This is a genomic window from Polynucleobacter sp., assembly GCF_030693775.1.
In the GTDB taxonomy this organism is placed as follows: Bacteria; Pseudomonadota; Gammaproteobacteria; order Burkholderiales; family Burkholderiaceae; genus Polynucleobacter.
Window position 1 is genome coordinate 135,614 of record NZ_JAUXZY010000004.1, and the last position, 23,277, is coordinate 158,890.

The 23,277-nt window shown below is 49.4% G+C and carries 26 protein-coding genes; 18 read left to right on the forward strand and 8 right to left on the reverse strand.

Going from position 1 to position 23,277, the window contains the following annotated elements:
• The first annotated feature begins 10 nt into the window (after positions 1-10).
• From argS to Q8M75_RS03445, 3 genes are read left to right on the forward strand one after another with little or no spacing between them, the layout of a single operon-like run.
• Complete coding sequence (gene argS / locus Q8M75_RS03435; protein WP_305486200.1) at positions 11-1,744, forward strand: arginine--tRNA ligase; 1,734 nt, start codon at positions 11-13, stop codon at positions 1,742-1,744.
• Between the two features lie 10 nt (positions 1,745-1,754).
• A complete protein-coding gene (locus tag Q8M75_RS03440; RefSeq protein WP_305486202.1) occupies positions 1,755-2,384 on the forward strand; it encodes an SPOR domain-containing protein in 630 nt (209 codons plus the stop codon).
• A gap of 11 nt (positions 2,385-2,395) precedes the next feature.
• A complete protein-coding gene (locus Q8M75_RS03445; protein WP_305486204.1) occupies positions 2,396-3,040 on the forward strand; it encodes a thiol:disulfide interchange protein DsbA/DsbL in 645 nt (214 codons plus the stop codon).
• A 23-nt stretch (positions 3,041-3,063) separates the two neighbouring features.
• Here the strand turns inward: Q8M75_RS03445 and Q8M75_RS03450 are convergent, their stop codons facing one another.
• From Q8M75_RS03450 to Q8M75_RS03470, 5 genes are read right to left on the reverse strand one after another with little or no spacing between them, the layout of a single operon-like run.
• A complete protein-coding gene (locus Q8M75_RS03450; protein ID WP_305486207.1) occupies positions 3,064-3,840 on the reverse strand; it encodes an SDR family oxidoreductase in 777 nt (258 codons plus the stop codon).
• Positions 3,837-5,105 (reverse strand): cyclopropane-fatty-acyl-phospholipid synthase family protein, encoded by a 1,269-nt coding sequence (locus tag Q8M75_RS03455; protein ID WP_305486209.1) that lies wholly within the window; start codon positions 5,103-5,105, stop codon positions 3,837-3,839. Before Q8M75_RS03455 ends, Q8M75_RS03450 begins: the two co-directional genes overlap by 4 nt.
• Entirely contained in the window at positions 5,102-5,899 is a 798-nt protein-coding gene (locus Q8M75_RS03460; protein WP_305486211.1) for a DUF1365 domain-containing protein, read from the reverse strand. Before Q8M75_RS03460 ends, Q8M75_RS03455 begins: the two co-directional genes overlap by 4 nt.
• The gene (locus tag Q8M75_RS03465) at positions 5,886-7,280 is read right to left on the reverse strand and encodes an NAD(P)/FAD-dependent oxidoreductase (protein WP_305486213.1); all 1,395 of its coding nucleotides are present in this window, start codon (positions 7,278-7,280) and stop codon (positions 5,886-5,888) included. Before Q8M75_RS03465 ends, Q8M75_RS03460 begins: the two co-directional genes overlap by 14 nt.
• Positions 7,280-7,849 carry a glutathione peroxidase gene (locus Q8M75_RS03470; RefSeq protein WP_305486214.1) on the reverse strand — a complete coding sequence of 190 codons (570 nt, stop codon included), beginning with the start codon at positions 7,847-7,849 and terminating at the stop codon, positions 7,280-7,282. Before Q8M75_RS03470 ends, Q8M75_RS03465 begins: the two co-directional genes overlap by 1 nt.
• Before the next feature lie 61 nt (positions 7,850-7,910).
• Here Q8M75_RS03470 and Q8M75_RS03475 point away from each other — a divergent pair, with 61 nt between their 5' ends.
• The gene (locus Q8M75_RS03475; protein WP_305486216.1) at positions 7,911-9,494 is read left to right on the forward strand and encodes a cryptochrome/photolyase family protein; all 1,584 of its coding nucleotides are present in this window, start codon (positions 7,911-7,913) and stop codon (positions 9,492-9,494) included.
• A 17-nt stretch (positions 9,495-9,511) separates the two neighbouring features.
• On the forward strand, positions 9,512-10,003 hold the full coding sequence (gene rfaE2, locus Q8M75_RS03480) for a D-glycero-beta-D-manno-heptose 1-phosphate adenylyltransferase (protein WP_305486218.1): 492 nt from the start codon (positions 9,512-9,514) through the stop codon (positions 10,001-10,003).
• Position 10,004: 1 nt separating this feature from the next.
• On the opposite strand, the gene Q8M75_RS03485 is transcribed toward rfaE2, so the two are convergent.
• A complete protein-coding gene (locus Q8M75_RS03485) occupies positions 10,005-10,820 on the reverse strand; it encodes a type III pantothenate kinase (protein WP_305486220.1) in 816 nt (271 codons plus the stop codon).
• On the reverse strand, positions 10,817-11,617 hold the full coding sequence (locus tag Q8M75_RS03490; protein WP_305486222.1) for a biotin--[acetyl-CoA-carboxylase] ligase: 801 nt from the start codon (positions 11,615-11,617) through the stop codon (positions 10,817-10,819). Before Q8M75_RS03490 ends, Q8M75_RS03485 begins: the two co-directional genes overlap by 4 nt.
• A gap of 37 nt (positions 11,618-11,654) precedes the next feature.
• Between Q8M75_RS03490 and Q8M75_RS03495 the strand changes: the two genes are divergently transcribed.
• The 8 genes from Q8M75_RS03495 to Q8M75_RS03530 are packed head-to-tail and all read left to right on the forward strand — an operon-like array spanning position 11,655 to position 17,699.
• On the forward strand, positions 11,655-12,764 hold the full coding sequence (locus Q8M75_RS03495; RefSeq protein WP_305486224.1) for a VanZ family protein: 1,110 nt from the start codon (positions 11,655-11,657) through the stop codon (positions 12,762-12,764).
• 7 nt (positions 12,765-12,771) lie between these two features.
• Complete coding sequence (locus Q8M75_RS03500) at positions 12,772-13,080, forward strand: ferredoxin (RefSeq protein WP_305486226.1); 309 nt, start codon at positions 12,772-12,774, stop codon at positions 13,078-13,080.
• A 27-nt stretch (positions 13,081-13,107) separates the two neighbouring features.
• Positions 13,108-13,827 (forward strand): alpha/beta hydrolase, encoded by a 720-nt coding sequence (locus Q8M75_RS03505; protein ID WP_305486228.1) that lies wholly within the window; start codon positions 13,108-13,110, stop codon positions 13,825-13,827.
• A gap of 5 nt (positions 13,828-13,832) precedes the next feature.
• A complete protein-coding gene (locus Q8M75_RS03510; protein ID WP_305486229.1) occupies positions 13,833-14,096 on the forward strand; it encodes a DUF493 family protein in 264 nt (87 codons plus the stop codon).
• Positions 14,097-14,106: 10 nt separating this feature from the next.
• Positions 14,107-14,754 carry a lipoyl(octanoyl) transferase LipB gene (lipB, locus tag Q8M75_RS03515; RefSeq protein ID WP_305486231.1) on the forward strand — a complete coding sequence of 216 codons (648 nt, stop codon included), beginning with the start codon at positions 14,107-14,109 and terminating at the stop codon, positions 14,752-14,754.
• 22 nt (positions 14,755-14,776) lie between these two features.
• Positions 14,777-15,775 (forward strand): lipoyl synthase, encoded by a 999-nt coding sequence (gene lipA / locus Q8M75_RS03520; RefSeq protein ID WP_305486233.1) that lies wholly within the window; start codon positions 14,777-14,779, stop codon positions 15,773-15,775.
• Positions 15,768-16,391, forward strand: coding sequence for a hypothetical protein (locus Q8M75_RS03525; protein ID WP_305486236.1), 624 nt, complete (start codon positions 15,768-15,770; stop codon positions 16,389-16,391). Before lipA ends, Q8M75_RS03525 begins: the two co-directional genes overlap by 8 nt.
• Positions 16,392-17,699, forward strand: a complete 1,308-nt coding sequence (locus Q8M75_RS03530) for an MFS transporter (protein WP_305486238.1) — start codon at positions 16,392-16,394, stop codon at positions 17,697-17,699.
• Between the two features lie 2 nt (positions 17,700-17,701).
• On the opposite strand, the gene Q8M75_RS03535 is transcribed toward Q8M75_RS03530, so the two are convergent.
• Positions 17,702-17,962, reverse strand: coding sequence for an accessory factor UbiK family protein (locus Q8M75_RS03535; RefSeq protein ID WP_305486240.1), 261 nt, complete (start codon positions 17,960-17,962; stop codon positions 17,702-17,704).
• A 287-nt stretch (positions 17,963-18,249) separates the two neighbouring features.
• Here Q8M75_RS03535 and Q8M75_RS03540 point away from each other — a divergent pair, with 287 nt between their 5' ends.
• The 5 genes from Q8M75_RS03540 (at position 18,250) to gshB (ending at position 23,276) form a co-directional block, all read left to right on the forward strand.
• Positions 18,250-19,080 carry a TorF family putative porin gene (locus Q8M75_RS03540; RefSeq protein ID WP_305486242.1) on the forward strand — a complete coding sequence of 277 codons (831 nt, stop codon included), beginning with the start codon at positions 18,250-18,252 and terminating at the stop codon, positions 19,078-19,080.
• Between the two features lie 24 nt (positions 19,081-19,104).
• Positions 19,105-19,443: a P-II family nitrogen regulator gene (locus Q8M75_RS03545; RefSeq protein ID WP_305486245.1), complete on the forward strand. Its 339-nt coding sequence runs from the start codon at positions 19,105-19,107 to the stop codon at positions 19,441-19,443.
• Positions 19,444-19,456: 13 nt separating this feature from the next.
• Complete coding sequence (locus Q8M75_RS03550; protein WP_305486247.1) at positions 19,457-20,908, forward strand: ammonium transporter; 1,452 nt, start codon at positions 19,457-19,459, stop codon at positions 20,906-20,908.
• A gap of 105 nt (positions 20,909-21,013) precedes the next feature.
• On the forward strand, positions 21,014-22,312 hold the full coding sequence (gene gshA / locus Q8M75_RS03555; protein WP_305486248.1) for a glutamate--cysteine ligase: 1,299 nt from the start codon (positions 21,014-21,016) through the stop codon (positions 22,310-22,312).
• Positions 22,313-22,334: 22 nt separating this feature from the next.
• On the forward strand, positions 22,335-23,276 hold the full coding sequence (gene gshB, locus Q8M75_RS03560) for a glutathione synthase (protein WP_305486250.1): 942 nt from the start codon (positions 22,335-22,337) through the stop codon (positions 23,274-23,276).
• Position 23,277 lies beyond the last annotated feature (1 nt).

Here is a 23,277-nt window from a genome sequence, read left to right on the forward strand (position 1 = left end):
CTCCCCTTCTATGCTGTTAAATCACAAAACCCAGTTAATTGAATTGCTACGCCGCGCCTTGAGCGCCGTTGCAAATAGTCGCGGTATTGCACAGGATGTGCCGATTGAGCCACGGCTTGAGCGACCCAAATCAGTGGACCATGGCGATGTCGCTTGCAACATTGCATTGCAAATCGCCAAAGCATGGAAGATGAATCCCCGTGAGTTGGCCCAGGCTATCGTGGATTCCTTAGGGTCAGATCCGAGTTATGCAAGGCTGATTGCATCGAGTGAGATTGCAGGCCCTGGATTTATTAATTTCCGCTTAAGCAATGCAGCTAAAACCGAAGTGGTTGCAGCAGTGCTCGATCAGAAAAAAACATTCGGTAAGCGTGCGGGCGATGGGGTGTCACGGGCAATGGTGGAGTTTGTTTCTGCCAATCCAACCGGCCCCTTGCACGTTGGCCATGGCCGGCAAGCAGCGCTCGGCGATGCTATTGCCAATCTGCTGGATACCCAAGGAATTTCCGTGCACCGAGAGTTTTATTACAACGATGCTGGAGTGCAGATTACGAATTTAGCGGCATCCGTGCATGCCCGCCTGAGCGGACTCAAGCCGGGTGATGCAAGCTGGCCAGAGCAGGCTTACAACGGCGATTACATTGCGGAGATTGCAGAGGCGTACAAGGCTTCTCCTGAATGCAAGGGCGCCGATGACTTGGCAGCGATTCAGCAGTTTGCGGTTGCTTACCTACGCAATGAGCAGGATATTGATTTACGTACGTTTGGCGTTCAGTTTGATTGTTACTACCTCGAATCCTCTTTGTATACCGACGGCAGTGTGGCTCAGATCGTTGCTGACCTGGGATCGGTAGGTAAAACATATGAAGCCGACGGCGCATTGTGGCTTAGGACCACAGAAGATGGCGATGACAAGGACCGCGTCATGCGCAAGTCAGACGGCACATACACCTATTTTGTGCCAGATGTGGCTTACCATGCGAGCAAGTGGCAGCGCGGCTTTACTAAAGTAATTAATGTTCAAGGCAGTGATCACCATGGCACCATCGCTCGCGTGCGCTCTGGTTTGCAAGGTGTTGCGCAAAAGCGCGGCTGGATTATTCCGGCTGATTACCCCGACTATGTTCTGCACAAGATGGTGACGGTGATGCGGCATGGGCAGGAGGTCAAGATTTCAAAGCGGGCCGGGTCTTATGTGACCGTTCGTGATTTAGTGGAGTGGTCTGGTGGCGTTACCGAGTCGATGAATGTAGAAGAGCGCGAATTAGCTTTGCAGCGTGGGCGTGATGCAGTGCGCTTCTTCTTGATTTCTCGTAAAGCTGATACGGAATTTGTTTTTGATGTGGATTTGGCACTGCAACAGAATGATGAAAACCCAGTGTTCTATGTGCAATATGCCCATGCGCGTATTTGCTCCATCTTGCAGCAATGGAGCGGCACCGATGCAGAGTTACTGAATGCCAATCTGTCACTTTTAGACAGCAAGGCTTCCGATCATTTGTTACGCCGCCTTGCCGAGTACCCTGAGATGCTAACAACAGCCGCCGCCGAGTTATCCCCACACGCAGTTGCGTTTTATCTGCGTGATTTAGCGGGGGATTTCCATACTTTTTACAATGCAGACCGGGTTTTAGTAGACGATGCAAACCTTAAATTAGCTCGGTTGGCTTTATTGTCTGCAAGCCGGCAGGTAATTGAAAATGGATTGGCTTTATTGGGTGTGTCGGCGCCCAGAAAAATGTAAGATAAGGGAAATGATGAACAAAACCAATCAACCTGCCGGATTTCCGTTGCATCCCATTGCCCAAAGCGATAGGGAGTTTGGCGGCACCATTTTGGGTTTGGTGATTGGTTTGGCGATCGGTCTTGGCCTCGCTTTGGCAGTAGCTTTTTATATTTCCAAAACGCCACCGCAAGAGCGGCCTGGTGTCAAAGCCCCCAATCTTCCGTTATCCATTAAGCCAGCTGCGCCAGCGGAGACGGTGGCTAGTGAAGAAGAAAAACCAGCAACGCAAATTGATTTAAATAAGCCACTGCAAGGCAAATCTCCGGCAGTACCCAGTATCAGTGCGGATCCGATTGCTGATATTGCAACTGGTAAAGCTGCAGCAGATGCCGCGGTGAGCGCAAAGGCAGATACGAAGACAGAAGTCGTCTTTTTTGTTCAGACCGGCGCTTTTGCAAGCCAACCTGAGGCAGACGCACAAAAAGCCAGTTTAGCCATGCAGGGAATGCAATCGCAAATTAGCGAAGGAATGGTGGATGGAAAAGCCGTTTGGCGGGTTCGTATCGGTCCTTTTGCGAATGTCGATGACAGCGGTATTGTGCGCAGTAAGTTAACCGGCATGGGCATTAAGCCGGCCGTTATTAAGGTCAACAAATAATGAAATCATTTATGCGATCACTGCAACTCGCGCTAGGTGCCGTATTTGCCCTGATTTTTTTAATGCCCCTTGCGCATGCTCAAGGCCCTGCAAAGATAGAGCCTGGATTTGATTACCGTATCCTGCCAGTAGCTCAGCCGCTCGATACCAAAGGCAAAGTAGAGGTCATTGAATTCTTTTGGTACGGATGCCCGCATTGTTTTGATTTCGATCCCGAAATCATGGCATGGGAAAAGCGCCAAGCGAAAGACGTCGTATTTCGTCAGGTACCGATTGCCTTCCGTGAGGAGTTGATGCCGCACAGCCAATTGTTTTATGCGCTTGAGGCTTTAGGCAAGAGCAATCTCAATTCCAAGGTGATGTTTGCTATGCATCGGGAGAACAAGCGTCTTCTCAATGAGAATGACATCGCAGACTGGGTTGCAAGCCAGGGCGTAGATCGCAATGCATTCTTGGCCGCATACCGTTCATTTGCGGTTGTTTCAAAAGCAAGGGCTGCACGGCAGATGGGTGAGGCGTATCGTATTGACGGCGTTCCGACTGTCGCAATTCAAGGAAAGTACATTACTTCACCTTCGATTGCCGGTACCCGTGCAAAAGCCATCGCAGTGATGGATCACTTGGTCGATAAAGTCAGAAAAGAAAATTACAAGTAATTGAGGCGGTACTGCCTACGACGTTAAATTTTGACGAAACGCCGTAGTATCCAGAAGTAAATGGGATAGGGCAGTAGGCGTAAAAACTTTAAGAATCCAGAAAACCGTTTCGGAAAATGGATGTCAAACTCACCCTCACGTATGCCATCCAAAATATGTTTGGCCGCCTCTTCAGAGCTAATTAAGGCGGGCATTTCAAAGTCATTTTGCGCAGTAGCCTCGGTCTTTACAAAGCCTGGAGAAATCATGTGCACCCCAATACCTTTCGGCTGCAAATCATAAAAGAGGGTTTCACAAAAGTTAATCATGGCCGCTTTACTGGGGCCATACGCTAAAGCCTTGGGTAGACCGCTGTAGCCAGCGACGCTGCCTACAATGGCGATATGGCCGCTGTGACGCTCTAGCATATTCGGCAAGACCGCAGCAACGGCGCGCATCGGCCCAAATACATTGGCATTGATGGTTTTCTCGGCCGACTCCATCTCAAAGTTATCGGCACGTAGCGGTATGTAAATCCCAGAAACAAACAACAGTAGATCGAGCTGCCCCCATTCCTGCATGAGCTTTTGGTAGGCCTCCTGAATTGCCGGAGGCTCGGTGACATCTAAGGGCAATATCAAACTTTGATTCGGCTTGCCATGCTGCGCAACCGCTTGAAGATTTTGCACTCGACGGCCAGAGAGTGCGACCAATGCGCCGGCTGCGAATAGCGCGATTGCACAAGCTTCCCCAATACCGCTACTGGCACCAATCACCCATACGCGTTTTCCGGCGAAGTCCTGCATGCCAATTTGTTTCATGGGCGTAGGCTATCTCCGCTAATGTGATCGTGAACCAGAGTGAATTGCACGACATCGATATTGCGCTCTGAAAAGCCAGCAGCGCAGTACATCAGGTAAAAATTCCAGAGTCGGACGAAGGCCTCATCAAAGCCGAGTTGGCGCACTTGGTCCAGCTGCTCATTAAACGATTCATACCAAATACACAGTGTTTTTGCATAATCAGTACCAAATGCAAATTCGTCATCAACCCGCAAACCAGCCCGAGCCGCATACTCTTTAAAAGCAGACTTGGATGGCAACATGCCACCTGGGAAAACGTACTGCTGAATAAAGTCCGTGCTGCTTCGGTAGCGCTCAAACAATTCTTCGGCAATCACAATGGTCTGAATGCAAGCTTTACCGCCGGACTTAAGGGAGGATGCAATCGTCTTGAAATACTGTTCCCAATGGTTTTCACCGACCGCCTCAAACATTTCGATGGAAGCAATGCCATCAAATTGATCTTTGCAATCGCGATAGTCCTGAAAGCGAATCTCAGAATTAAGACCTTGCTCTGCAAGACGTGCTTCGGCAAATTTCTGCTGTTCTCGCGATAAAGTAAGTCCAGTCACATGACAGCCTGCAAGCGCCGCTTCTTCAATAAAGCCGCCCCAGCCACAACCAATCTCCAGAATGCGTTTTCCTGGAGCGGCATCGATGGCGGACAAAATACGCCGGTACTTATTGGATTGCGCCTGAGCCAATGGGAGCTGGAGATCACCACTAAACCATGCGCTGGAATAGGTCATGCTGGGATCAAGCCATAAAGAGTAGAAGGGGTTGCCTAAGTCATAGTGCGCATGAATGTTTTTACGGCTACCCGATTTCGAATTGTTGCGCATCCGATGTTTGATGCGGTAGAACAGGGAGCCAAACCAACTGCCATAGATTGCTTTTTCCAGCAGGGTGCGATTACGGATCGCTATCTCTAATATGGCTTTTAAGTTAGACGTATTCCATTGGCCGCGAATGTAGCTCTCGGCAAAACCAATATCACCATGCTTTAGAACGTCTTTAAAAACGTCCCAGTCCAGGATATGTAAATCAGCATGCAAATCGTCGCTGCTGCTGCCAAAGTATTCGGTTCTACCATCCGGCAAGGTGAGCGCTAAATGCCCAGATTTAACGTTACTCAGCAAGGCTAGAAAGGTTCTTGCTGCCAGCGGAATTGATTGGGCTGTCTGACGATCAGCAGAGCGTGAAAAACTTAATCGCGATAGAAGGGATTGTCCAGGTCGATTCATCTACTAACTTCAAAGTCCGGCGGTTTTGGTTTGGAGTGGAACGGGACGCCTTTGGCCCACAGCTTCAGTGCCTGCCAATGAATACGTCCAATTACCCCAATGCTCATGAGAGGATATCGCAATATCGATAAATACAGGGAAGTACGCGTCAGCGGGTGTGCTTCACCGCTGATACTGGTATGAATTAAGGGCTGCCCATCCTCATGAAGCTCAATGCGGTTGACGGTGTTGCGTCCGGACTGGCTTTCTTGGGGAAAGAGGAAGCGGAAGCGGTATTCGCCGCTGACATCGCAAAAAGGGGATACATGAAAGACCTTGTTGGTTGTCAGGGTTTCTCCCGAATGCAGTGATTCGCCGGAATCTTTACTTAAGAGATAGCAGTGACGCTCCCCAAACGTATTGTTGACCTCAGCGATGACGGCGCGGACCTCCCCGTTGGGTTTGGTGCAAATCCAAAAACTCACAGGATTAAAGACGTAGGCCAAAACCCGTGGAAAGGTTTGTAACCAGATTTCACCATCGGGATGCGCAATGCCATTCGAGGCTAAGAGTTGTTCGGCCCAGGCCAAACTATCTGCATCGCCGCGACCATGGTCCTTATCAAAAAAGGAAAAGAAGCGAAATTGATTGTCACCTAAGCCATGCTGACGCAGTAAGACTGAATTGCGCCGCCGCTCACGCATGGGAATACTGATCGTAAACACCGAATATGCGAATGCATTTTTTGCAGGACGGAAGCGGCGGTGTTGAACGACTCCGAAATTCAGTTTCGGACTTAAATCAATTGGCAACATTGACCTCTGCCAGAGAAGTGAGAATGCTAGCGGGATGCTTGCTGCGCTCCAAAATGGCTTCAGCTACCGTCTCTCCAGAGCGCAACCCATCTTCATGAAATCCGTACCCAGTCCATGCGCCGCAGTACCAAACCGATGACTTGCCCTGGATTAGAGGTAAGCCCGCTTGCGCATCGGTAGCGCGCATATCAAATACAGGGTGCGCATACCGAATCTCCTGAAATACCTTGCTGGGGTCAGGCTCACGCAGTGGATTAAGGGTGACGATAATCGGAATATCTTTCAGTGCTGCAGGCAAGGGCTGAAGGAGGTTGATCAGATAACTGACGCTAACCGTATCTTCAGGCACGTCATCACTCTTCGCTTGCGCCGTGTAATTCCAGGCGGCCCAGCAGCGCTTACGCTCTGGCAAAAAGGAGGCATCGGTATGCAAGATCGCCCGATTAGCCTGATACGGAATTGCGCTCAGAATGGATTGACTTGCTGAATCAATGCCATGGAGCAGATCAAGGCTTTGGTCGCTATGGCAGGCCATCACAATCTCATCAAACTGGGCGGTACCACTAGCGCTAATAACTTCAATTGCCTGCTGTTTGCTATTGGCGGGGACATGAACCGCTGTAACTGCTTCACGAACCCAATGAACGCCATGCTGATCAAGGGCGCCAACTACGCGTTTCACGTATTCCCTCGAACCGCCTTGCACCGTCAGCCACTGTGGTCGATCTTGTATTTTCAGGAGGCCATGGTTATGGCAAAAGCGCGCCATGGTTTTAATCGGAAATTCCAGCATTTGATCGACAGAGCATGACCAAATTGCGCCAATCATGGGCAAGAAATACCAATCCCGAAAAGGCTTGCTAAAGGCATGGCGATCTAGAAAATCGGCAATGCTTTCTTCTTGGCTTGATGCCTTCGTTAGGCCTGTGTCGCCTGACTCTTCGCTTAAAGCCAGCGCAGTGGCAAGCGCGTTAAAGCGCATGATGTCACGCGCCATCTTCCAAAAAGAAGGGCGGACTAAATTGCGCCGTTGACCAAAAAATGAATTGAGGCCATTACCAGCCCACTCCAGTGGTGGAGTCGATTCTAGCTTGACGGAAAAGGACATCTCGGAAGGAAAAATAGGTACAGCCAATTCTTCAAATAGGCGAACGAGGCGAGGATAGGTGCGGCGATTAAAGACCAAGAACCCAGTGTCAACCCCATGCTGAACAGGTCCGCTTGGCGTATCAAGAGTGATATCAACGGTATTGCTGTGACCACCAATGTGTTTTCCTGCTTCGTAAATCGTGATCTCAAAATCAGGATGCTGACGTAGGCGGTAAGCACAGCCTAAGCCAGAGATGCCCGCACCAATAATGGCAATTCGCTTTTTAGCCATCACTGCTTTCCTTGCAATAACTTCTCAATCTGGGACGTTATTGTTCTGCCGCTGGGGTTCGAGAGGCTGCCATATGCCTCCACCACATTCCCATTGCGATCAATCAGGTATTTGTAAAAATTCCACTTCGGTGTGGTGCCTGTTTTTTCAATTAACATTTTGAATAAGGGATTTGGATTTTTTCCGGAGACGCTCGATTTGGTAAACATCGGAAACTTGACGTCATAGGTGTTTTTACAAAAGTCCGCAATTTGCTTATTGGTGCCGGGCTCTTGCTGACCAAAGTCATTTGATGGAAAGCCTAAAACGATAAATCCTTTTTGTTGGTACTTGGAATAAATTTTTTCAAGGTCATCGTATTGTCCAGTAAAGCCACAGTAACTGGCAGTATTGACCACCATGATTACCTTCCCTTGGTACTGGCATAAGTTTTGTGGAACTTCATCTTGCAGGCGCAAAAAAGTATGGGAAAGAAGTGGGCTACAGGCAGGGGCGGCGGTCTGAGCGATGGCCGGAGCGCCGAAGGAAAGTCCCAGCCAACAGGCCGCCACAAGGAAGAAATACCGCATAAATGAATCAAGCAAAAAAGGAACAGGACTCCAGTCTAAGTCATTCCAGTTAAGATGTTTTATGAGCAAAAAAATCCCAACGGCCAAAAGTACCAAGGGCAGTCAAACGACCCGTAATCTGATCTTGGTTTTGGGCGATCAGCTTAATCTGGATAGCCCTGTACTCCAAAATGCCGATTGGCAGCAGGATGCGGTATTGATGATTGAATCTGCCGGGGAGGCTGCCTGGGTTTGGAGCCACAAGGCACGAATTGCCTTGTTTTTATCCGCAATGCGCCATTTTGCTGCTGCCTTAAATAAAGCGGGTGCACGCGTCTACTATCAATCCATGGAGAGCAATCCAGATATCACGCTGGGGGACGCTTTAAAAGAGGCTATTCAGCACTACAAGCCAGCCTCAGTCCATTGCGTTGAACCAGGCGAATGGCGCGTTTGGGGCGACATTACAGCGGCGTGTACAGCGATGGATGTCCCGCTACACATTGCCAGCGATACGCACTTTTTATGCGATATAGAGGAGTTCAAGCTGTGGGCGGGCGCAAAGAAAGAATTGCGGATGGAATTCTTTTACCGGCAGATGCGCAAAAAGCACGGCGTTCTGATGGATAAGGCGGGCGAGCCGGAGGGTGGTCAATGGAATTACGACGCAGAAAACCGATCCAGCTATCCCAAAAAAGGCCCCGGCTTAATTGATCCACCCGAGTTTTTTGAGCCCGATGCCATCACAAAAGATGTGCTTACCTTAGTTGGCGCGCGCTTTAAAGAACACCCTGGCAGCCTGAAGCAGTTTTTGTGGCCAGTCACCCGTCAGCAAGCCCTATTGGCCTTGGACCGTTTCATTGATGCCAGGCTCGTGCATTTTGGTCAATACGAAGATGCGATGTGGACCGATACCCCTTTTGGTTGGCATTCCGTCTTATCCTCCAGCCTCAATCTAAAGCTCATTAATCCACGAGAGGTCATTGAGCGGGTAGAGGCGGCATGGCGCGCGGGTGAGGCTAACCTTGCGGCAGCAGAGGGCTTGATTCGGCAAATTCTGGGTTGGCGTGAATTTATTCGCGGGGTCTATTGGCTTGATATGCCTAAGATGGGAACTGCCAACTACTTTGGTTATAAACGCGAGTTACCAGCATGGTATTGGACCGGTAAAACGAAAATGGCGTGTATGGCCGATGCTATTGATCAAACACTCGAATATGGTTATGCGCATCACATCCAGCGATTGATGGTGATGGGAAACTTTTCCCTCTTGGCGGGTCTTTCGCCTCAGGCAGTGAGCAGCTGGTTTTTGGCGGTCTATGTGGATGCCGTAGAGTGGGCTGAATTGCCCAACGTCGCTGGTATGGCTTTGTTTGCCAATGGCGGACGTTTCACCAGTAAGCCGTATATTTCTAGTGGTGCTTACATTAAGCGCATGAGTAACTACTGTGGTCATTGCCCATATAAGCCCGATGTGCGCGTGGGCGATGAGGCATGCCCGTTCACTACTTTGTATTGGAATTTCTTAATGAACCACCAGTCTGAGTTTGAAAAAAATCCACGTACTCGTCTAATGACTGCAAACTTAAAGCGGATCGACGATGTTGAGAAGAAACAGATTCAGCAACATGCCATCACTTTATTAGAAAATATTGAAACCATTTAAGTTGATAATAGAGCGCTATGACTATTCCAAGCAAACCCAGTTTTGAGTCAAAAATATGCCACGCAGACAACCTAGCTGCGGCGCTAGCTATCCTTCCGCGCCCGATCGTGTTTACGAATGGTGTCTTTGATATTTTGCATCGCGGTCATGCCAGTTATTTAGATCAAGCACGCAAGCTGGGTGGCAGTCTGGTGGTGGGTGTGAACGCCGACGCTTCAGTCAAGATGCTGGGGAAGGGCGATGATAGGCCGATCAACTCTGAGGCAGATCGGCAGGCGCTGTTGGCCGCATTGGCGAGCGTTGATTTGGTAGTGCTATTTTCAGAAAAAACGCCAGTCGCATTGCTCGAACGAGTTCGACCTGACATCTATGTCAAAGGTGGCGATTATGCGATCGATACACTAGAGGAAACCCGGTTAGTTAAAAGCTGGGGCGGAACTGCGATTGCCATTCCGTTTATTTACGAGCGCTCCACCACGAGTCTGCTTGGGCGCATTCGGAGCGAATGAGTTAGCGTAATTCGTGGCGTATCCAAGACCAAAGTCCGCGCAGCACAAGGCCATTGATGGCCTCAATGGAAATGGCCTGAGAAAGGCTGTGCTGCTTTAGTTCGGCAGCAATATTTTTTGCATTCCCGCCATCAATCCAAATGCGATCAATCGGCTGGTGCATTTCTTTAGCGACGTGCAATGCTTCATGAATTGCACCCACTTGGGCGGCAAGGCAGCCCTTATAAATGGCCGCATCCGTCGATAATCCAAAGCCATCAACTCGCTCCGCCTCGCTGGTGGCTGGCAGCTTTGCAGTATGTAAAGCTAAGCTCGATTGCATCAAGCCTAAGCCGGGAATAATCCAGCCCCCCTGATGAATACCGTTAGCTCCTAAGAAATCAATCGTAGTAGCGGTGCCGGCATTAACAATGATGCTATTGCCACTTGATAGAGTGCGCCCAGCAATTAGACCAGCCCACCGATCTGCACCAAGCTGTGCAGCTTCGGTATAGCGTGAGCGAAGACCTTCAACAGGGGAGTTCCCACGTAGGCGAAACCAGGCGACATCTTGCCACTGTGCAAACAATTGCTTGAGATTGACGGCGCATTCTTCTGCAGCAACGCAGCACACCCCAATGGCATCAGGCCTTGGGATGGTTTGCAAAATGTAATGCGCTAACTCAGCACAGTGTTCTGGGGAAAGCAGTAATTGGGTATCGATTGCCCCGGAGTAAAGCCAAAGCTTTTTATTGCGATCGATCGGATTTTGCTGCGACTCAACCGCCGCCCATTTCAGGCGGGTATTGCCAACATCAAACAGGAGGTACAGGCTCATGCTTGCCTGCGCAGCGATACATCACCGGCATGAACCGCAACGAGCGCATGGTCCGTTTGAATTTGATACGCCCCAGTATGGTCAATGCCGGATGCTACGCCCTCAATATTTTTCTCTCCGCGCATGCTTGTAAAAACAGGCTCTCCTTGAAAGGCATCCCAATCCGACCACCGCTCTATAAAAGGCTCAAAGCCATATTGATCAAACTCAGTGCATAGGCGCTCAAACGCATTAACTAGATTAAGCCAGATGTAATCTTGATCCGGTAGCGCCTGTCCCTGCATTAACAGTTGATCTAGTCCGCCAATGGGGCCGGAGTGAATCGCTTTTAATTCAGCGGCTTCGCTAATGTGGGAATGCATATTAAGGCCAACTCCAATAATCATCCAGCTTGGCTCAGCGGGTGCGGTTTGTCCGCCCTCAATTAAGATGCCACCCAGCTTTGCATGACCAATCACAATGTCATTAGGCCATTTCAATCGGAGTCCTTGCTGATAGAGAGCGCGTTCACTTGTATTGAGTGCACCGCAGATACCCTCAATGACCGCTAACCCTGCAACTAAGCTAAGACCACTTAAAGTGCCAAGGCTTTTGTGAAAAGGGAATGCCAAGGAGAAAGACAGTGAGTCCTCGGCATTGGCATACCAGGTTCTGCCAGCACGTCCTTTGCCATGGGTCTGTTTTTTACTCAGGCGGGCAACTGGATCGATCAGCGTACCAGCACGCCACCGCGCCATGAGGTCATCGTTGGTTGACCGTGTTTGGGCGACGCGCTCGAGGATGCAGTTTCCGTTCATTTCACTATTGTAGAAAGGTCTGACCTAAAATTGCAGGATGTCAGCAGAATCAGGGCAAAATCCCCGTCCGCGTAAATTGGTATGGCCATTACAGGCTATGCCGCTGGCGCGAGCCATGGCCTTAATCTATGGTTTGTTGATTATTTACACCAGCCTTAATCCATTTGATTTTTATTTTCAAAATGGGGTGAAGGGGACTGCTTGGATTTCAGCCCCATTGCCGCGTTTCATTCCCTTATTTGATGTGGTGGCCAATGTATTGGCATACATCCCCTTGGGGTTTTTGTTAGTGTGTGTTGTCTTTCCACGCTGGCGCCGTTTTGTCGCCTTGTCGATTGCGCTGATTTGCTGCGCGCTACTTGCCGCGGGCGTAGAAAGTTTACAAACCTGGCTACCTACCCGAATCCCTAGTCAAACCGACTGGTGGGCCAATGTTCTGGGTGGTTTTATTGGCGCCCTATTGGCGGTTCCGCTAGGGCCTCAATGGCTTTCTGGCAGTGCCCTGCGGCGGCAATTTGATGTGTGGTTTGGGCTCAACTGGGGCGCGGCAACCTTGTTTATTCTGTTTCCGTGGGCGCAGATTTATCCCCAAAGTGCATGGCTTGGCATGGGAGCATGGCGACAACTCGTTGGCGCAGCAGATTGGGGAACCTTAGTCATGAATCAAATGCTACGCGAGGGCCTGATTACCGCCAGCTGCTGGCTTGGGGTTGGGTTAATCCTCTCCCTCGGAATGCGAGCTACAGCCCCGCAATGGCGATTACTCATGAGTTTACTGGGCGCTTCGGTGTTAATTAAGAGCCTCTTCACTGGTTTGCAGTTTGGTGGAGAATTTAGCCTAGCCTGGCTGACTACAGGTGCCATTTGGGGCATGTTGATAGGGAGTGCTTTACTACTGTGGGCCATTCGCTGGGGCAGCAACTACCGCTTATGGGTCGGCTTAGGTTGTTTAGCAGCCATGCTCTTGCTGGTTAACTTATTTCCTGATAATCCCTACTTTGCCTTGACTCTAAAGGCATGGTTTCAGGGTCGCCTCCTTCATTTTAATGATCTGATGAAATGGGCCTCTTTCCTTTGGCTACCATTTGCAATGGCTTGGGTGTTACAAAATCAGTTCGCTACCCGAATAACGAAACGACCGATATAATTTTTATATGCCATTCAAACACCACCTCTTCTTTTGTCTCAATGAGCGCACCAATGGCGAGAATTGCTGCGCTCAGCACAATGCATTTGAGTTGTTCAAGTACGCCAAAAGTCGCATAAAAGAGCTGGGGCTTGCTGGGTCAGGCAAGATTCGCGTTAATAAAGCGGGCTGCTTAGATGCATGCAACCTCGGTCCAGTTATGGTGGTCTACCCAGAGGGGACGTGGTATACCTTTATTGATGCGGATGATATTGAAGAGATCATTCAATCCCATTTGATTAACGGCAAGCCCGTTGAACGTTTGCTAGCAGCTTAATCTTTCTTCTTCTAAAAAGACGCGCGCATGAATAGCCGTACCCAAGTGATTTCAATTGATGGCATCGTTGGCCCAATTGAAATGTCAATTGACTTACCTGATTTGCTCAAAAGTGATCCCGGATTTATGGTGCGTGGCCTTGCTTTGGTTGCCCATCCACATCCTTTGCTGGGCGGCACCATGGATAACAAGGTTGCGCAAACGATTGCTCGGGCGTTTAATCAATTGGGTTATGTCAGCGTGCGCCCCAATTTTCGCGGTGTTGGCGGTACAGCAGGCGTTCATGATGAGGGCGTTGGTGAATTGGCTGACTTACTGCATGTATCGGATTGGATGCGTCATCCCCATACCTGGATGAATAATGAATTAACTGAGCAGTACATTTGGACCAATTCAATTGTGAACTTGCCGCTGGTAGTTGCAGGCTTCTCGTTTGGTAGTTTTGTCGGCAGCCATTTAATTAAGGCTTTGGCTGATTTAGGGCGCCCTGCAGAACGCTTTGTCATGGTGGGCAGTGCCGCAGGTAAATGGGAATTGCTGGATGTGCCCAAAGATACGATCATGATTCATGGCGAGCTGGATGAGACGATTCCCTTGGCGAACGTATTTGATTGGGCTAGGCCACAAGAGTTAACCATCCAAGTGGTCCCCGGCGCAGACCATTTTTTTCACCGTAAATTGCACTGCATTCGGAATATTATTTTGGGCGAGTGGCTAGGTCAGCCCGCTTGGCCAAACCAAGGGTAAGGACCATGGAAGAAAAATCACTGATTGAATATCCCTCTATTTTTCCGATTAAGGTCATGGGGAAAGATGCCCCTGAATTTTTACCGGCCATGGTGCACATTGCGAAACAGTTTGATCCGGTTTTCGACGAGCAAACCGTCGAGCAGCGGCCGTCGCAGAATGGGAAGTATATGGGGCTGACGCTCTGCATCAATGCAACCAGTCGCGAGCAGCTCGATGAGCTCTATCGCACCTTATCAACCCACCCTCTCGTTAGTATTGTTCTCTAGTTGAGATGGAATGACCATAGCCATTCGACAGCTTGGCGTAGTGGATTATGTAACAACGTATGAAGCTATGCGTTCCTTTACAAAAGAACGCACTGCATCGACCCTAGACGAAATCTGGGTCCTAGAGCACCCCCCCGTTTTTACGCTGGGACTTGCAGGTGATCCTGCCAACTTGCACGCTGCAGATGGAACCATTCCTTTGGTTCAGGTAGATCGGGGCGGGCAAATTACGTATCACGGCCCCGGTCAGCTTGTTGTCTATTTATTGTTAGATCTTCGCCGGTATGGCTTGCATGTCAAAGAGTTTGTTTATCGGATTGAGCAGGCGGTCATGGATACCTTGGCTGAGTATGGATTGCCAGCAGTTCGTGAGGCGGGAGCTCCCGGTATCTACATCGCATCATCGTTTCAGGGCCAATCCGGGTGGCATGGCGCCAAGATTGCTGCATTAGGCTTAAAAGTAACGCGGCATTGTTCGTACCATGGCCTTTCCCTCAATGTGAGTATGGATTTGGCAGCATTCGAGCAAATCCACCCTTGTGGCTATGCGGGATTACGTACGGTAGATATGAGAACATTGGGGATCGAAGACAATATGGCATCGGTCGCTAAGCGCCTGGTCAGTCAGCTGCAGCAGCAGTTAACCCCAATTGCGTGATGTGCAGTACATATAGGAAACCATGACAGTAGATAAATCCAGTATTCAGGTGCAATCCACCCCAGAGTACGATCCCTTGCGAAAGCAGAAGTCGGCCGAAAAGACGGCGCGCATTCCGATCAAGATTGTGCCGATTGAAGAAGTGTTAAAGAAGCCCGATTGGATTCGGGTTAAGGCGGCATCGAATAATTCCCGCTTTGCTGAAATCAAAAAAATCCTCCGCGAGAATGAATTAGTCACGGTTTGCGAGGAAGCCAGTTGCCCAAATATTGGCGAATGTTTCGGTAGTGGCACAGCTACCTTCATGATCATGGGTGATAAGTGCACGCGCCGATGCCCTTTCTGCGATGTGGGCCATGGCCGCCCCGATCCTCTGGATACGAATGAGCCGCACAATTTAGCGCGCACGATAGCTGCCCTTAAATTGAATTACGTGGTGATCACCAGTGTCGATCGCGATGATTTACGTGATGGCGGCGCGCAGCATTTTGTAGACTGCATTTCGCAATCACGCAGCTTATCGCCAAAAACACGCATCGAAGTATTGGTACCCGACTTTCGGGGTCGTTTAGAAAAGGCATTGGATGTGTTTTCTGCTAATACTACGATGGGTTTGCCTGATGTCATGAACCACAATCTCGAAACGGTGCCCCGGCTATACAAGCAAGCTCGGCCCGGCGCAGATTATGCTCACTCATTGTTATTGCTGAAAGACTTCAAGGAGCGCTTTCCTTCGATTCCAACCAAGAGCGGACTCATGGTGGGCTTGGGCGAAACCGATGAAGAAATTCTAGAGGTGATGCGCGATATGCGTGCACACAACATTGATATGCTGACCATTGGTCAGTACTTGGCGCCATCAGGTCATCATTTGCCGGTGCAGCGTTATGTTCATCCTGATGTGTTTAAGGAGTTCGAGCGCGAAGCCTATGCTATGGGCTTTACCCATGCAGCGGTCGGCGCGATGGTACGTTCAAGTTACCATGCTGACCAGCAGGCCCATGGAGCGGGGGTTGTTTAGTCTTAGGATGTTCAATCGAGCAATGCAGTCGCTAGGCTCGGTAAAGGCAGTCGGAATCATGTTGGTGGGCGCGGCCATTCTGAGTTGTAGTCCTAAGTTGGATTGGCGCACCGTGAATACCGAGCGCCTCGGCTACACCGCGCTCTTTCCTGAAAAGCCAAAACAAGCAGAGCGGAACCTGCCCTATGCTGGGCTCGAGTTACAGCAAACACTGGAAGTGGTGCAGATTGATGATGCGATCATGTCGATCACTACGATTGCGGTGCCGTCGAGCATCAACGCCCAAGCAGGCGCCTTACTAGAACAAGTACAAAAAGCCATCTTGCAGTCGGCCAATGCACTTCAAACTCAGCCAATGAAACACCCATCCCAGTATGTGATTGCAGGGCCGAGTCGTAGCAAAGGATTGGCTGAAGACTATTTGTTTGAAATCCAAAATCCAAGCGGTAAGCGCTGGATGCGTGTACGCTGGATTATGCGCCCCGATGGTGAGGGTGGCAGTCGCATCTATCAACAATCGCTGTTGATCTTAGCGCCTGCGAATGCGAAGGTGTTTCAGTCTGAACTTACTGCAGAAAAGTGGGATCCATTTTTTGACGAGTTCCGGGTGCAATAAATGAATTTGCATTGGTATCGTCATCCGCAGCAGGCGATACAGTTGCCACTGCAGGGAAGCTGCGCATTGCGCGTGTTTATGACCTTTGCCTTGGCTTACATCATCTCGTATGCCTTCCGTTCTATTAATGCCGTTATTTCTCCTGAGCTCATTCGTGATCTACATTTGAGTCACACCGAGCTGGGCTTTTTATCTTCAGCCTACTTTATTGGCTTTGGTATGACACAAATCCCAGTGGGATTAGCGCTTGATCGTTTTGGGCCACGCGCAACTGAAATGGTATTAATGAGCTTTGCCATTATTGGCGCCCTGATTTTTGCTGTCGCCGATCAATTTTTGACCTTGGTGATCGGACGGGTTTGCATCGGAATTGGCGTTTCAGCATGTTTGATGTCCGCTTTCTCGGCTTTTCGGACTTGGTTTCCAGCAGAGCAGCAACCCCAGTTAGTCTCTGCCATGTTGGTGTTTGGTACCTTTGGCGCCTTAATGACGAGCTGGCCAGTGCATGAAGTGCTGCCTTTTATTGGATGGCGGGGCGTATTTGTTGCGATGGCTGTTTTATCTGCTCTTGCCATATTTGTTTTGTATATCGGCTTACCAGTTAAAGCGCGAACGCAGCCAGACTCTCTGGGCGATGAAATCGATTCGGATGAAAAAGCTAGCCTCTCGTGGAAAAGCTATCGCCCGATTATGACGAATGCTTTTTTTTGGCGGATCCTGCCACTCGGTATTTTTTGCTACGGTGGATTTATTGCGATTCAAACCCTGTGGTTTGGTCCATGGTTAATTCAAGTGATGGATTACAGCGCCACTACTACTGCACAAATCTTATTTGGCTTTAATGCAGTATTGCTCTGCGCCTATTTAACAAATGCGTGGATCTTGCCGAAACTGGCTAACATTGGCATCGATACTATGCGCTACATGACGTGGATGGTAGGCACATCGATCGTGTTGCAAGCCTGCGCATTTTATTGGCGCGGTCCGTGGGGATGGGCTTGGTGGTATTTAGTGGCGGTTGCATGTGCTTCCTATGTGCTGGCACAAAGCTTAATCGTCACTTATTTTCCAAAGGCGTACTCGGGACGCGTTAGCACGACATACAACTTATCCCTGTTTATTGGGGCATTTATTGTGCAGTGGGGTATTGGCTATTTAGTCGATTTAGGAATTGCTGCGGGCTGGTCGCATGCCGGCGCATTTGATGTTGCACTGGGCGTTTTTTTGATTGCACAAGCAATTGCATTTACTTGGTTCTTGCTGTCGCCGAAATACTTTCCGGCGACCATCGTTGCGGATGAGCTTTAAAACTAGACGCGGTGCTTTTCCATTTCAGCCACTTTTAATTCGAGCGCTTCTAATTTCTCACGCGTTTTAGAGAGCACCTTGGCTTGCAATTCAAATTCATCGCGGGTGACCAAATCCATTTTCTGAAAGCCTTGGTTCATCATGGCCCGCACATTCTTCTCAATCTCTTGCGCAGGTGAATTACGAATGGCATCACCCACTTTGCTTTGCATCTCTTCAGCGATACGCTGAATTTGCTCGAGGATTTGGCCTGGCTTTTGCATGAATGATGTCCATTTAGTGTGAGTGAATGCTTCATTTTAGGAGTTCCCAGAAATTCAGGGGCCTCAAAATCCTAAAAAATAAGGGCAAATTGCCCCTAAAACAGGGTTATGGTCCAAAGCAGTGCCATTTTATGATCCATTTTGGTGCATATGCCTTAAAAGGGGGAAAAGTCCGAATTTGGAAACAGTCGCACGGATCACTATGAGATCCATGAGCCGCCACAGATGGGTTCAAACGATTCAAGCAACAACCAAATCGAACTTTTTAACCTAAACAGGAGTATTCCATGAACACACTACAAAAAACCGCGATTGCTGCTGCAATTTCTGGGCTCTTCGCTCCAGCGGCATTTGCACAAGCTACCCCAACAGTAGAGGTGAGCCCAGTTACGGCCAACGTTTCCTTGGTCAGCGACTATCGTTTCCGTGGTATCACACAGTCAAATTATCAGCCTGCAATTCAGGGTGGTTTTGATTACGCCCATGAGAGCGGACTGTATATCGGTAACTGGAATAGTACGATTAACTGGGTCAATAACACAACTTATGGTGCAGTTAATGCACCGCTTGAAATGAACTTTTATGGTGGATTTAAAAAGGAACTTATCGCACCTGGATTTGCATCCGACTTTGGTGTATTGCAGTATTACTATCCACAAAGTGGCGGCCCCTATCCCGATGCTTCAATGCTGAATCCAAATACCACTGAACTTTATGCTGCACAAAACTACACATTTGGACCGGTAACTGGTTTTGGTAAGGTAAGTTATGGCTTAACTAATATCTTTGGTATTCCTAACAGCACGGGTTCCTACTATTTAGACTTAACTTCAAATGTTGATACTGGCTTTTGGGGTATTAGTCTAAACGGCCACATTGGCTATCAATATGTTGCAGGCCAGCCAGCTACAGCATCAGGATGGACTGCCAGCACTCCTAACAACATTAGTTATACCGATTGGAAGCTGGGCGCTACAAAAGATTTCGGTGGCGGTTTAGCGTTGTCAGCCTCATATGTATCGACAAATGCAAATCCAAATTGGTGGAACACATATAACGGCAATAAAGGTGGCGCTGGCCGCGGCGGTGCTGTAGTTGCGCTCACAAAGACTTTCTAATCACCCTTCCTAACGGAGAAACGTATGAAATTAATAACCGCAATCATCAAGCCCTTCAAGCTTGACGAAGTGCGCGAGGCGCTCTCGGAAGTGGGTGTCTCGGGCATTACTGTTACAGAAGTGAAGGGCTTTGGACGACAAAAGGGCCATACCGAGCTGTACCGTGGTGCAGAGTACGTGGTCGACTTTTTACCTAAGGTAAAGATCGAGGCTGCAGTAGACGACGGTATTTTGGAGCGCGCGATTGAGGCAATTGAAAAATCAGCACGCACGGGCAAGATCGGTGACGGCAAAATTTTTGTCTCACCCGTTGAGCACGTCATTCGTATCCGTACCGGTGAGACCGGCGCGGCGGCACTTTAAAGAGGGGTTCAAAATGCTTACTTGGATGAAACAATTCATTTCGGGAGGCGCCAAGGCTGTGGCTTTAGGCGCAACCGGCATGTTGGCGATGGTGCCTGCTTACGCAGCAGATGTAGCTGCTGCAGCACCCGCAGCGGCAGCTGCTGTTGCGGCAGTTCCAAATAAAGGCGATACAGTTTGGATTATGGTGTCCACAGCATTGGTTGTGCTGATGACGCTGCCTGGCCTTGCCTTGTTTTATGGCGGCTTAACGCGCAGTAAAAACGTACTGTCGATCTTGGTGCAGTGTATGGTGGTGTTCTCGCTGATTGCAGTGTTGTGGACCATTTATGGTTACAGCTTTGCGTTCACCGAAGGCAGTGCATTTTTTGGTGGGTTGGATCGATTGTTCTTAGCTGGAGTGACGCCAGACAGTGTGGCAGCTACTTTTAGCAAGGGCGTTGTCATTCCTGAATTTACCTTCATTGGATTTCAGGCGGCGTTTGCAACCATTACCTGCTGCTTAATCGTTGGCGCCTTTGCAGAACGTGCTAAGTTTGCTGCGATCTTGGCCTTTACGGTTCTGTGGTTTACCTTCGCATACTTACCAGTAGCGCACATGGTTTGGTTCTGGCCTGGTCCGGATGACATCAAAGATGCAGCGTCACTGGAAGCCATTACTGCCAAAGCAGGTTGGTTATGGCAGAAGGGCGTTCTTGACTTTGCTGGCGGTACCGTAGTGCACATCAATGCAGCGATTGCTGGTTTGGTTGGTTCCTACATGGTGGGCAAGCGCATCGGTTTTGGTAAAGAAGCAATGAAGCCCCATAACTTGGTTTACACCATGATTGGTGCATCACTCTTGTGGTTTGGTTGGTTTGGATTTAATGCCGGCTCGGCATTAGAAGCAAACGGCACTGCTGCATTGGCATTCTTCAATACCTTAGTGGCGACTGCTGCTGCTGTATTGGGATGGACATTGGCGGAGTGGATTACCAAAGGGAAGCCTTCCATGCTGGGCGGTGCATCGGGTTGCGTTGCTGGTTTAGTTGCGATTACTCCAGCTGCTGGTTTTGTTGGCCCAATGGGCGCGATCGCTATCGGCCTTGTTGCTGGCGTACTTTGCTTGTGGGGCGTATCGGGCCTCAAGCGCATGCTTGGAGCAGACGATAGCCTGGACGTATTTGGAGTCCATGGCGTTGGCGGCATCATTGGCGCAATCTTGACCGGTGTATTTGCCGATCCCGCATTGGGCGGCTCTGGAATCTGGGACTATGTTGCGAATGCAGCATCAGCCGAGTATTCCATGGGTAGCCAAGTTTGGCTACAGGCTCAGGGTGTTATTACTACCGTCATTTGGTCTGGTGTAGTCTCCGTTGTTGCATTCAAATTAGTCGATATCGTGATTGGTTTGCGTGTGAAGGAAGAGGAAGAGCGTGAAGGCTTGGACATTGCTTCCCACGGTGAAACAGCCTACGAATCCTAATTAGGCCTGTTCTTAAAGCTAAATAGGCCGTAGTGGCCTATTTAGCCTTTTTATTGGGTTCTTTAGATCCAATGCCTTTTTTATAAAAAAACTTACAATAGTGAGATGGTTCCACATCTCATTACTGCCCTTAGCGGCCCCTTGCTCGAACTCGAGACTAAGGTATTAGAAGCAACCCCTGCCATCGAGCGTTGGTTTCGACTGGAATGGCAAGAGCACACCCCTCCTTTTTATTGCTCCGTTGACTTACGCAACTCGGGTTTTAAGCTAGCACCCGTTGATACCAATTTATTTCCGGGCGGTTTTAATAACCTTTCCCCAGAAATGCTGCCGCTTGCAGTGCAAGCAGCAATGGCTGCGATTGAGAAGATTTGCCCCGAAGCAAAAAATTTACTCTTGATACCGGAGCGCCATACTCGGAACACCTTTTATTTACAGAACATTGCGCGCCTCTCATCGATTCTGCGCCAGGCGGGACTCAATGTGCGCCTTGGCAGTTTGTCGGAAGATATTAAGAAGCCTACTTGGATTGACTTACCAGACGGCAATCGCTTGTTGCTTGAGCCGCTCGCGCGACTAGGCCTAAAAAAGCAACGCCTTGGCATTAAAGATTTTGATCCCTGCTCCATTCTGCTAAACAACGATTTGTCTGCAGGCATTCCACCCATTTTAGAAAACATCTACGAGCAATACTTATTGCCGGGATTGCATGCGGGTTGGCATATTCGCCGCAAGTCAAATCACTTTGAAGCTTACGATGAAGTGGCTAAGAAGTTTGCCAAGCTCGTGAATATTGATCCATGGATGATCAATCCCTATTTCACCAGCTGCAGCAATATCAACTTCCATGAGCGTCAGGGCGAAGACGAATTGCAAGCAGCGGTAGAGCAAGTATTAAAAAAGACGGCTAAAAAATACCGTGAATACGGTATTAAAGAAAAGCCTTATGTCGTCGTCAAGGCTGATGCTGGTACCTATGGCATGGGTGTGATGGTAGTCAATGATGCAAGCCAGCTTAAAAATCTCAATCGCCGCGAACGCAATAAGATGAGCATTGTCAAAGAAGGCCTTGAGGTTAGTGATGTGCTTATTCAGGAGGGTGTATATACCTTCGAAAAAGTGAATGAGGCCGTTGCTGAGCCTGTGGTCTATATGATTGACCGCTATGTGGTTGGCGGCTTTTATCGCGTGCATACAGACCGAGGTCCCGATGAGAATCTCAATGCACCTGGTATGCATTTTGTACCCTTGGCCTTCGAACAAAATGCGATGCCAGACCACCATGCCAAACCTGGCAGCGCAGCTCCTAATCGATTCTATTTATACGGCGTAGTAGCCCGCCTTGCTTTATTAGCGTCATCGCTCGAGTTGGAGCGCACCGACCCCAATGCAGAAGTGGCGTAAGTAAAACTACCGAGACATTCCTTTGGATTTTTTATTCATTGCCGACCCCTTGGATTCCTTCTCGATAAAGAAGGATTCAACGCTAGCAATGATGCGTGCAGCGCAAGGGGCAGGGCATCGCCTGTGGTTTGTAGAGACGCGGGACATTGTTTGGAAAGACAATAACGTCGTCGCTGACTGTCGGCCGCTGGCGATTAAGCCTAGCAGTACATCCTGGTTTGAGGTGGGCGCAATCGAGCCCCGCCGAGTGGCTGATTTTTCTGCGGTATTAATGCGCAAAGACCCGCCTTTCGATATTGAGTACCTCAATACCACCTGGCTTCTTTCTGCTGCTGTTCGTCAGGGCGCCCGGGTATTTAATCAGCCTGATGCCATTCGGGAGCACTCCGAGAAACTCTCCATTACGGAGTACCCTGAGTTGATTCCCCCTACCTTAGTCACGCGAGATCTTGCTGAGGTGGAGGCATTTCATGCAACGCATTCGGATATTGTGATTAAGCCCCTGGATGGTATGGGTGGTATGGGCGTCTTTCGGGTGGGAAGCGATGGCCTCAATTTAGCTAGCATTGTTGAAACCCTCGGTGAGAATGGCGCGCGTACATTAATGATTCAACGCTATTTGCCGGAGATTACGCAAGGCGATAAGCGCGTTTTGCTGATCGCTGGTGAGGTCGTTCCCTATGCCTTGGCACGCATTCCCCAGGGTACAGAGATTCGCGGTAACTTAGCTGCCGGTGGCAAGGGTGTGGCGATGCCGTTGACCCCCCAAGAAATGAAGGTAGCGCAATACTTGGCGCCGCTCCTTTGGCAAAAAGGACTTTTCTTGGTAGGCTTAGACTTAATTGGCGGCTATCTAACGGAAATCAATGTGACCAGCCCAACGTGTTTTGTGGAAATTACCGAGCAGACCGATTGCGATGTTGCTGCTATTTGGCTGCGCGCTTTAGAAAAAGCCTTGCACTAAT

Bases quoted from the DNA above. Each gene is read 5' to 3' on its own strand.
- Q8M75_RS03540 (WP_305486242.1), top strand. From the start codon at position 18,250: ATGAACACACTACAAAAAACCGCGATTGCTGCTGCAATTTCTGGGCTC.
- Q8M75_RS03545 (WP_305486245.1), top strand. From the start codon at position 19,105: ATGAAATTAATAACCGCAATCATCAAGCCCTTCAAGCTTGACGAAGTG.
- Q8M75_RS03530 (WP_305486238.1), top strand. From the start codon at position 16,392: ATGAATTTGCATTGGTATCGTCATCCGCAGCAGGCGATACAGTTGCCA.
- Q8M75_RS03465 (WP_305486213.1), bottom strand. From the start codon at position 7,280: ATGGCTAAAAAGCGAATTGCCATTATTGGTGCGGGCATCTCTGGCTTA.
- Q8M75_RS03445 (WP_305486204.1), top strand. From the start codon at position 2,396: ATGCGATCACTGCAACTCGCGCTAGGTGCCGTATTTGCCCTGATTTTT.
- gshA (WP_305486248.1), top strand. From the start codon at position 21,014: ATGGTTCCACATCTCATTACTGCCCTTAGCGGCCCCTTGCTCGAACTC.
- Q8M75_RS03455 (WP_305486209.1), bottom strand. From the start codon at position 5,105: ATGAATCGACCTGGACAATCCCTTCTATCGCGATTAAGTTTTTCACGC.
- lipB (WP_305486231.1), top strand. From the start codon at position 14,107: ATGACCATAGCCATTCGACAGCTTGGCGTAGTGGATTATGTAACAACG.
- argS (WP_305486200.1), top strand. From the start codon at position 11: ATGCTGTTAAATCACAAAACCCAGTTAATTGAATTGCTACGCCGCGCC.
- Q8M75_RS03490 (WP_305486222.1), bottom strand. From the start codon at position 11,617: ATGAACGGAAACTGCATCCTCGAGCGCGTCGCCCAAACACGGTCAACC.
- Q8M75_RS03475 (WP_305486216.1), top strand. From the start codon at position 7,911: ATGAGCAAAAAAATCCCAACGGCCAAAAGTACCAAGGGCAGTCAAACG.
- rfaE2 (WP_305486218.1), top strand. From the start codon at position 9,512: ATGACTATTCCAAGCAAACCCAGTTTTGAGTCAAAAATATGCCACGCA.
- Q8M75_RS03440 (WP_305486202.1), top strand. From the start codon at position 1,755: ATGATGAACAAAACCAATCAACCTGCCGGATTTCCGTTGCATCCCATT.
- Q8M75_RS03500 (WP_305486226.1), top strand. From the start codon at position 12,772: ATGCCATTCAAACACCACCTCTTCTTTTGTCTCAATGAGCGCACCAAT.
- Q8M75_RS03485 (WP_305486220.1), bottom strand. From the start codon at position 10,820: ATGAGCCTGTACCTCCTGTTTGATGTTGGCAATACCCGCCTGAAATGG.
- Q8M75_RS03550 (WP_305486247.1), top strand. From the start codon at position 19,457: ATGCTTACTTGGATGAAACAATTCATTTCGGGAGGCGCCAAGGCTGTG.
- lipA (WP_305486233.1), top strand. From the start codon at position 14,777: ATGACAGTAGATAAATCCAGTATTCAGGTGCAATCCACCCCAGAGTAC.
- Q8M75_RS03460 (WP_305486211.1), bottom strand. From the start codon at position 5,899: ATGTTGCCAATTGATTTAAGTCCGAAACTGAATTTCGGAGTCGTTCAA.
- Q8M75_RS03450 (WP_305486207.1), bottom strand. From the start codon at position 3,840: ATGAAACAAATTGGCATGCAGGACTTCGCCGGAAAACGCGTATGGGTG.
- Q8M75_RS03470 (WP_305486214.1), bottom strand. From the start codon at position 7,849: ATGCGGTATTTCTTCCTTGTGGCGGCCTGTTGGCTGGGACTTTCCTTC.
- Q8M75_RS03495 (WP_305486224.1), top strand. From the start codon at position 11,655: ATGTCAGCAGAATCAGGGCAAAATCCCCGTCCGCGTAAATTGGTATGG.
- Q8M75_RS03505 (WP_305486228.1), top strand. From the start codon at position 13,108: ATGAATAGCCGTACCCAAGTGATTTCAATTGATGGCATCGTTGGCCCA.
- Q8M75_RS03510 (WP_305486229.1), top strand. From the start codon at position 13,833: ATGGAAGAAAAATCACTGATTGAATATCCCTCTATTTTTCCGATTAAG.
- Q8M75_RS03535 (WP_305486240.1), bottom strand. From the start codon at position 17,962: ATGCAAAAGCCAGGCCAAATCCTCGAGCAAATTCAGCGTATCGCTGAA.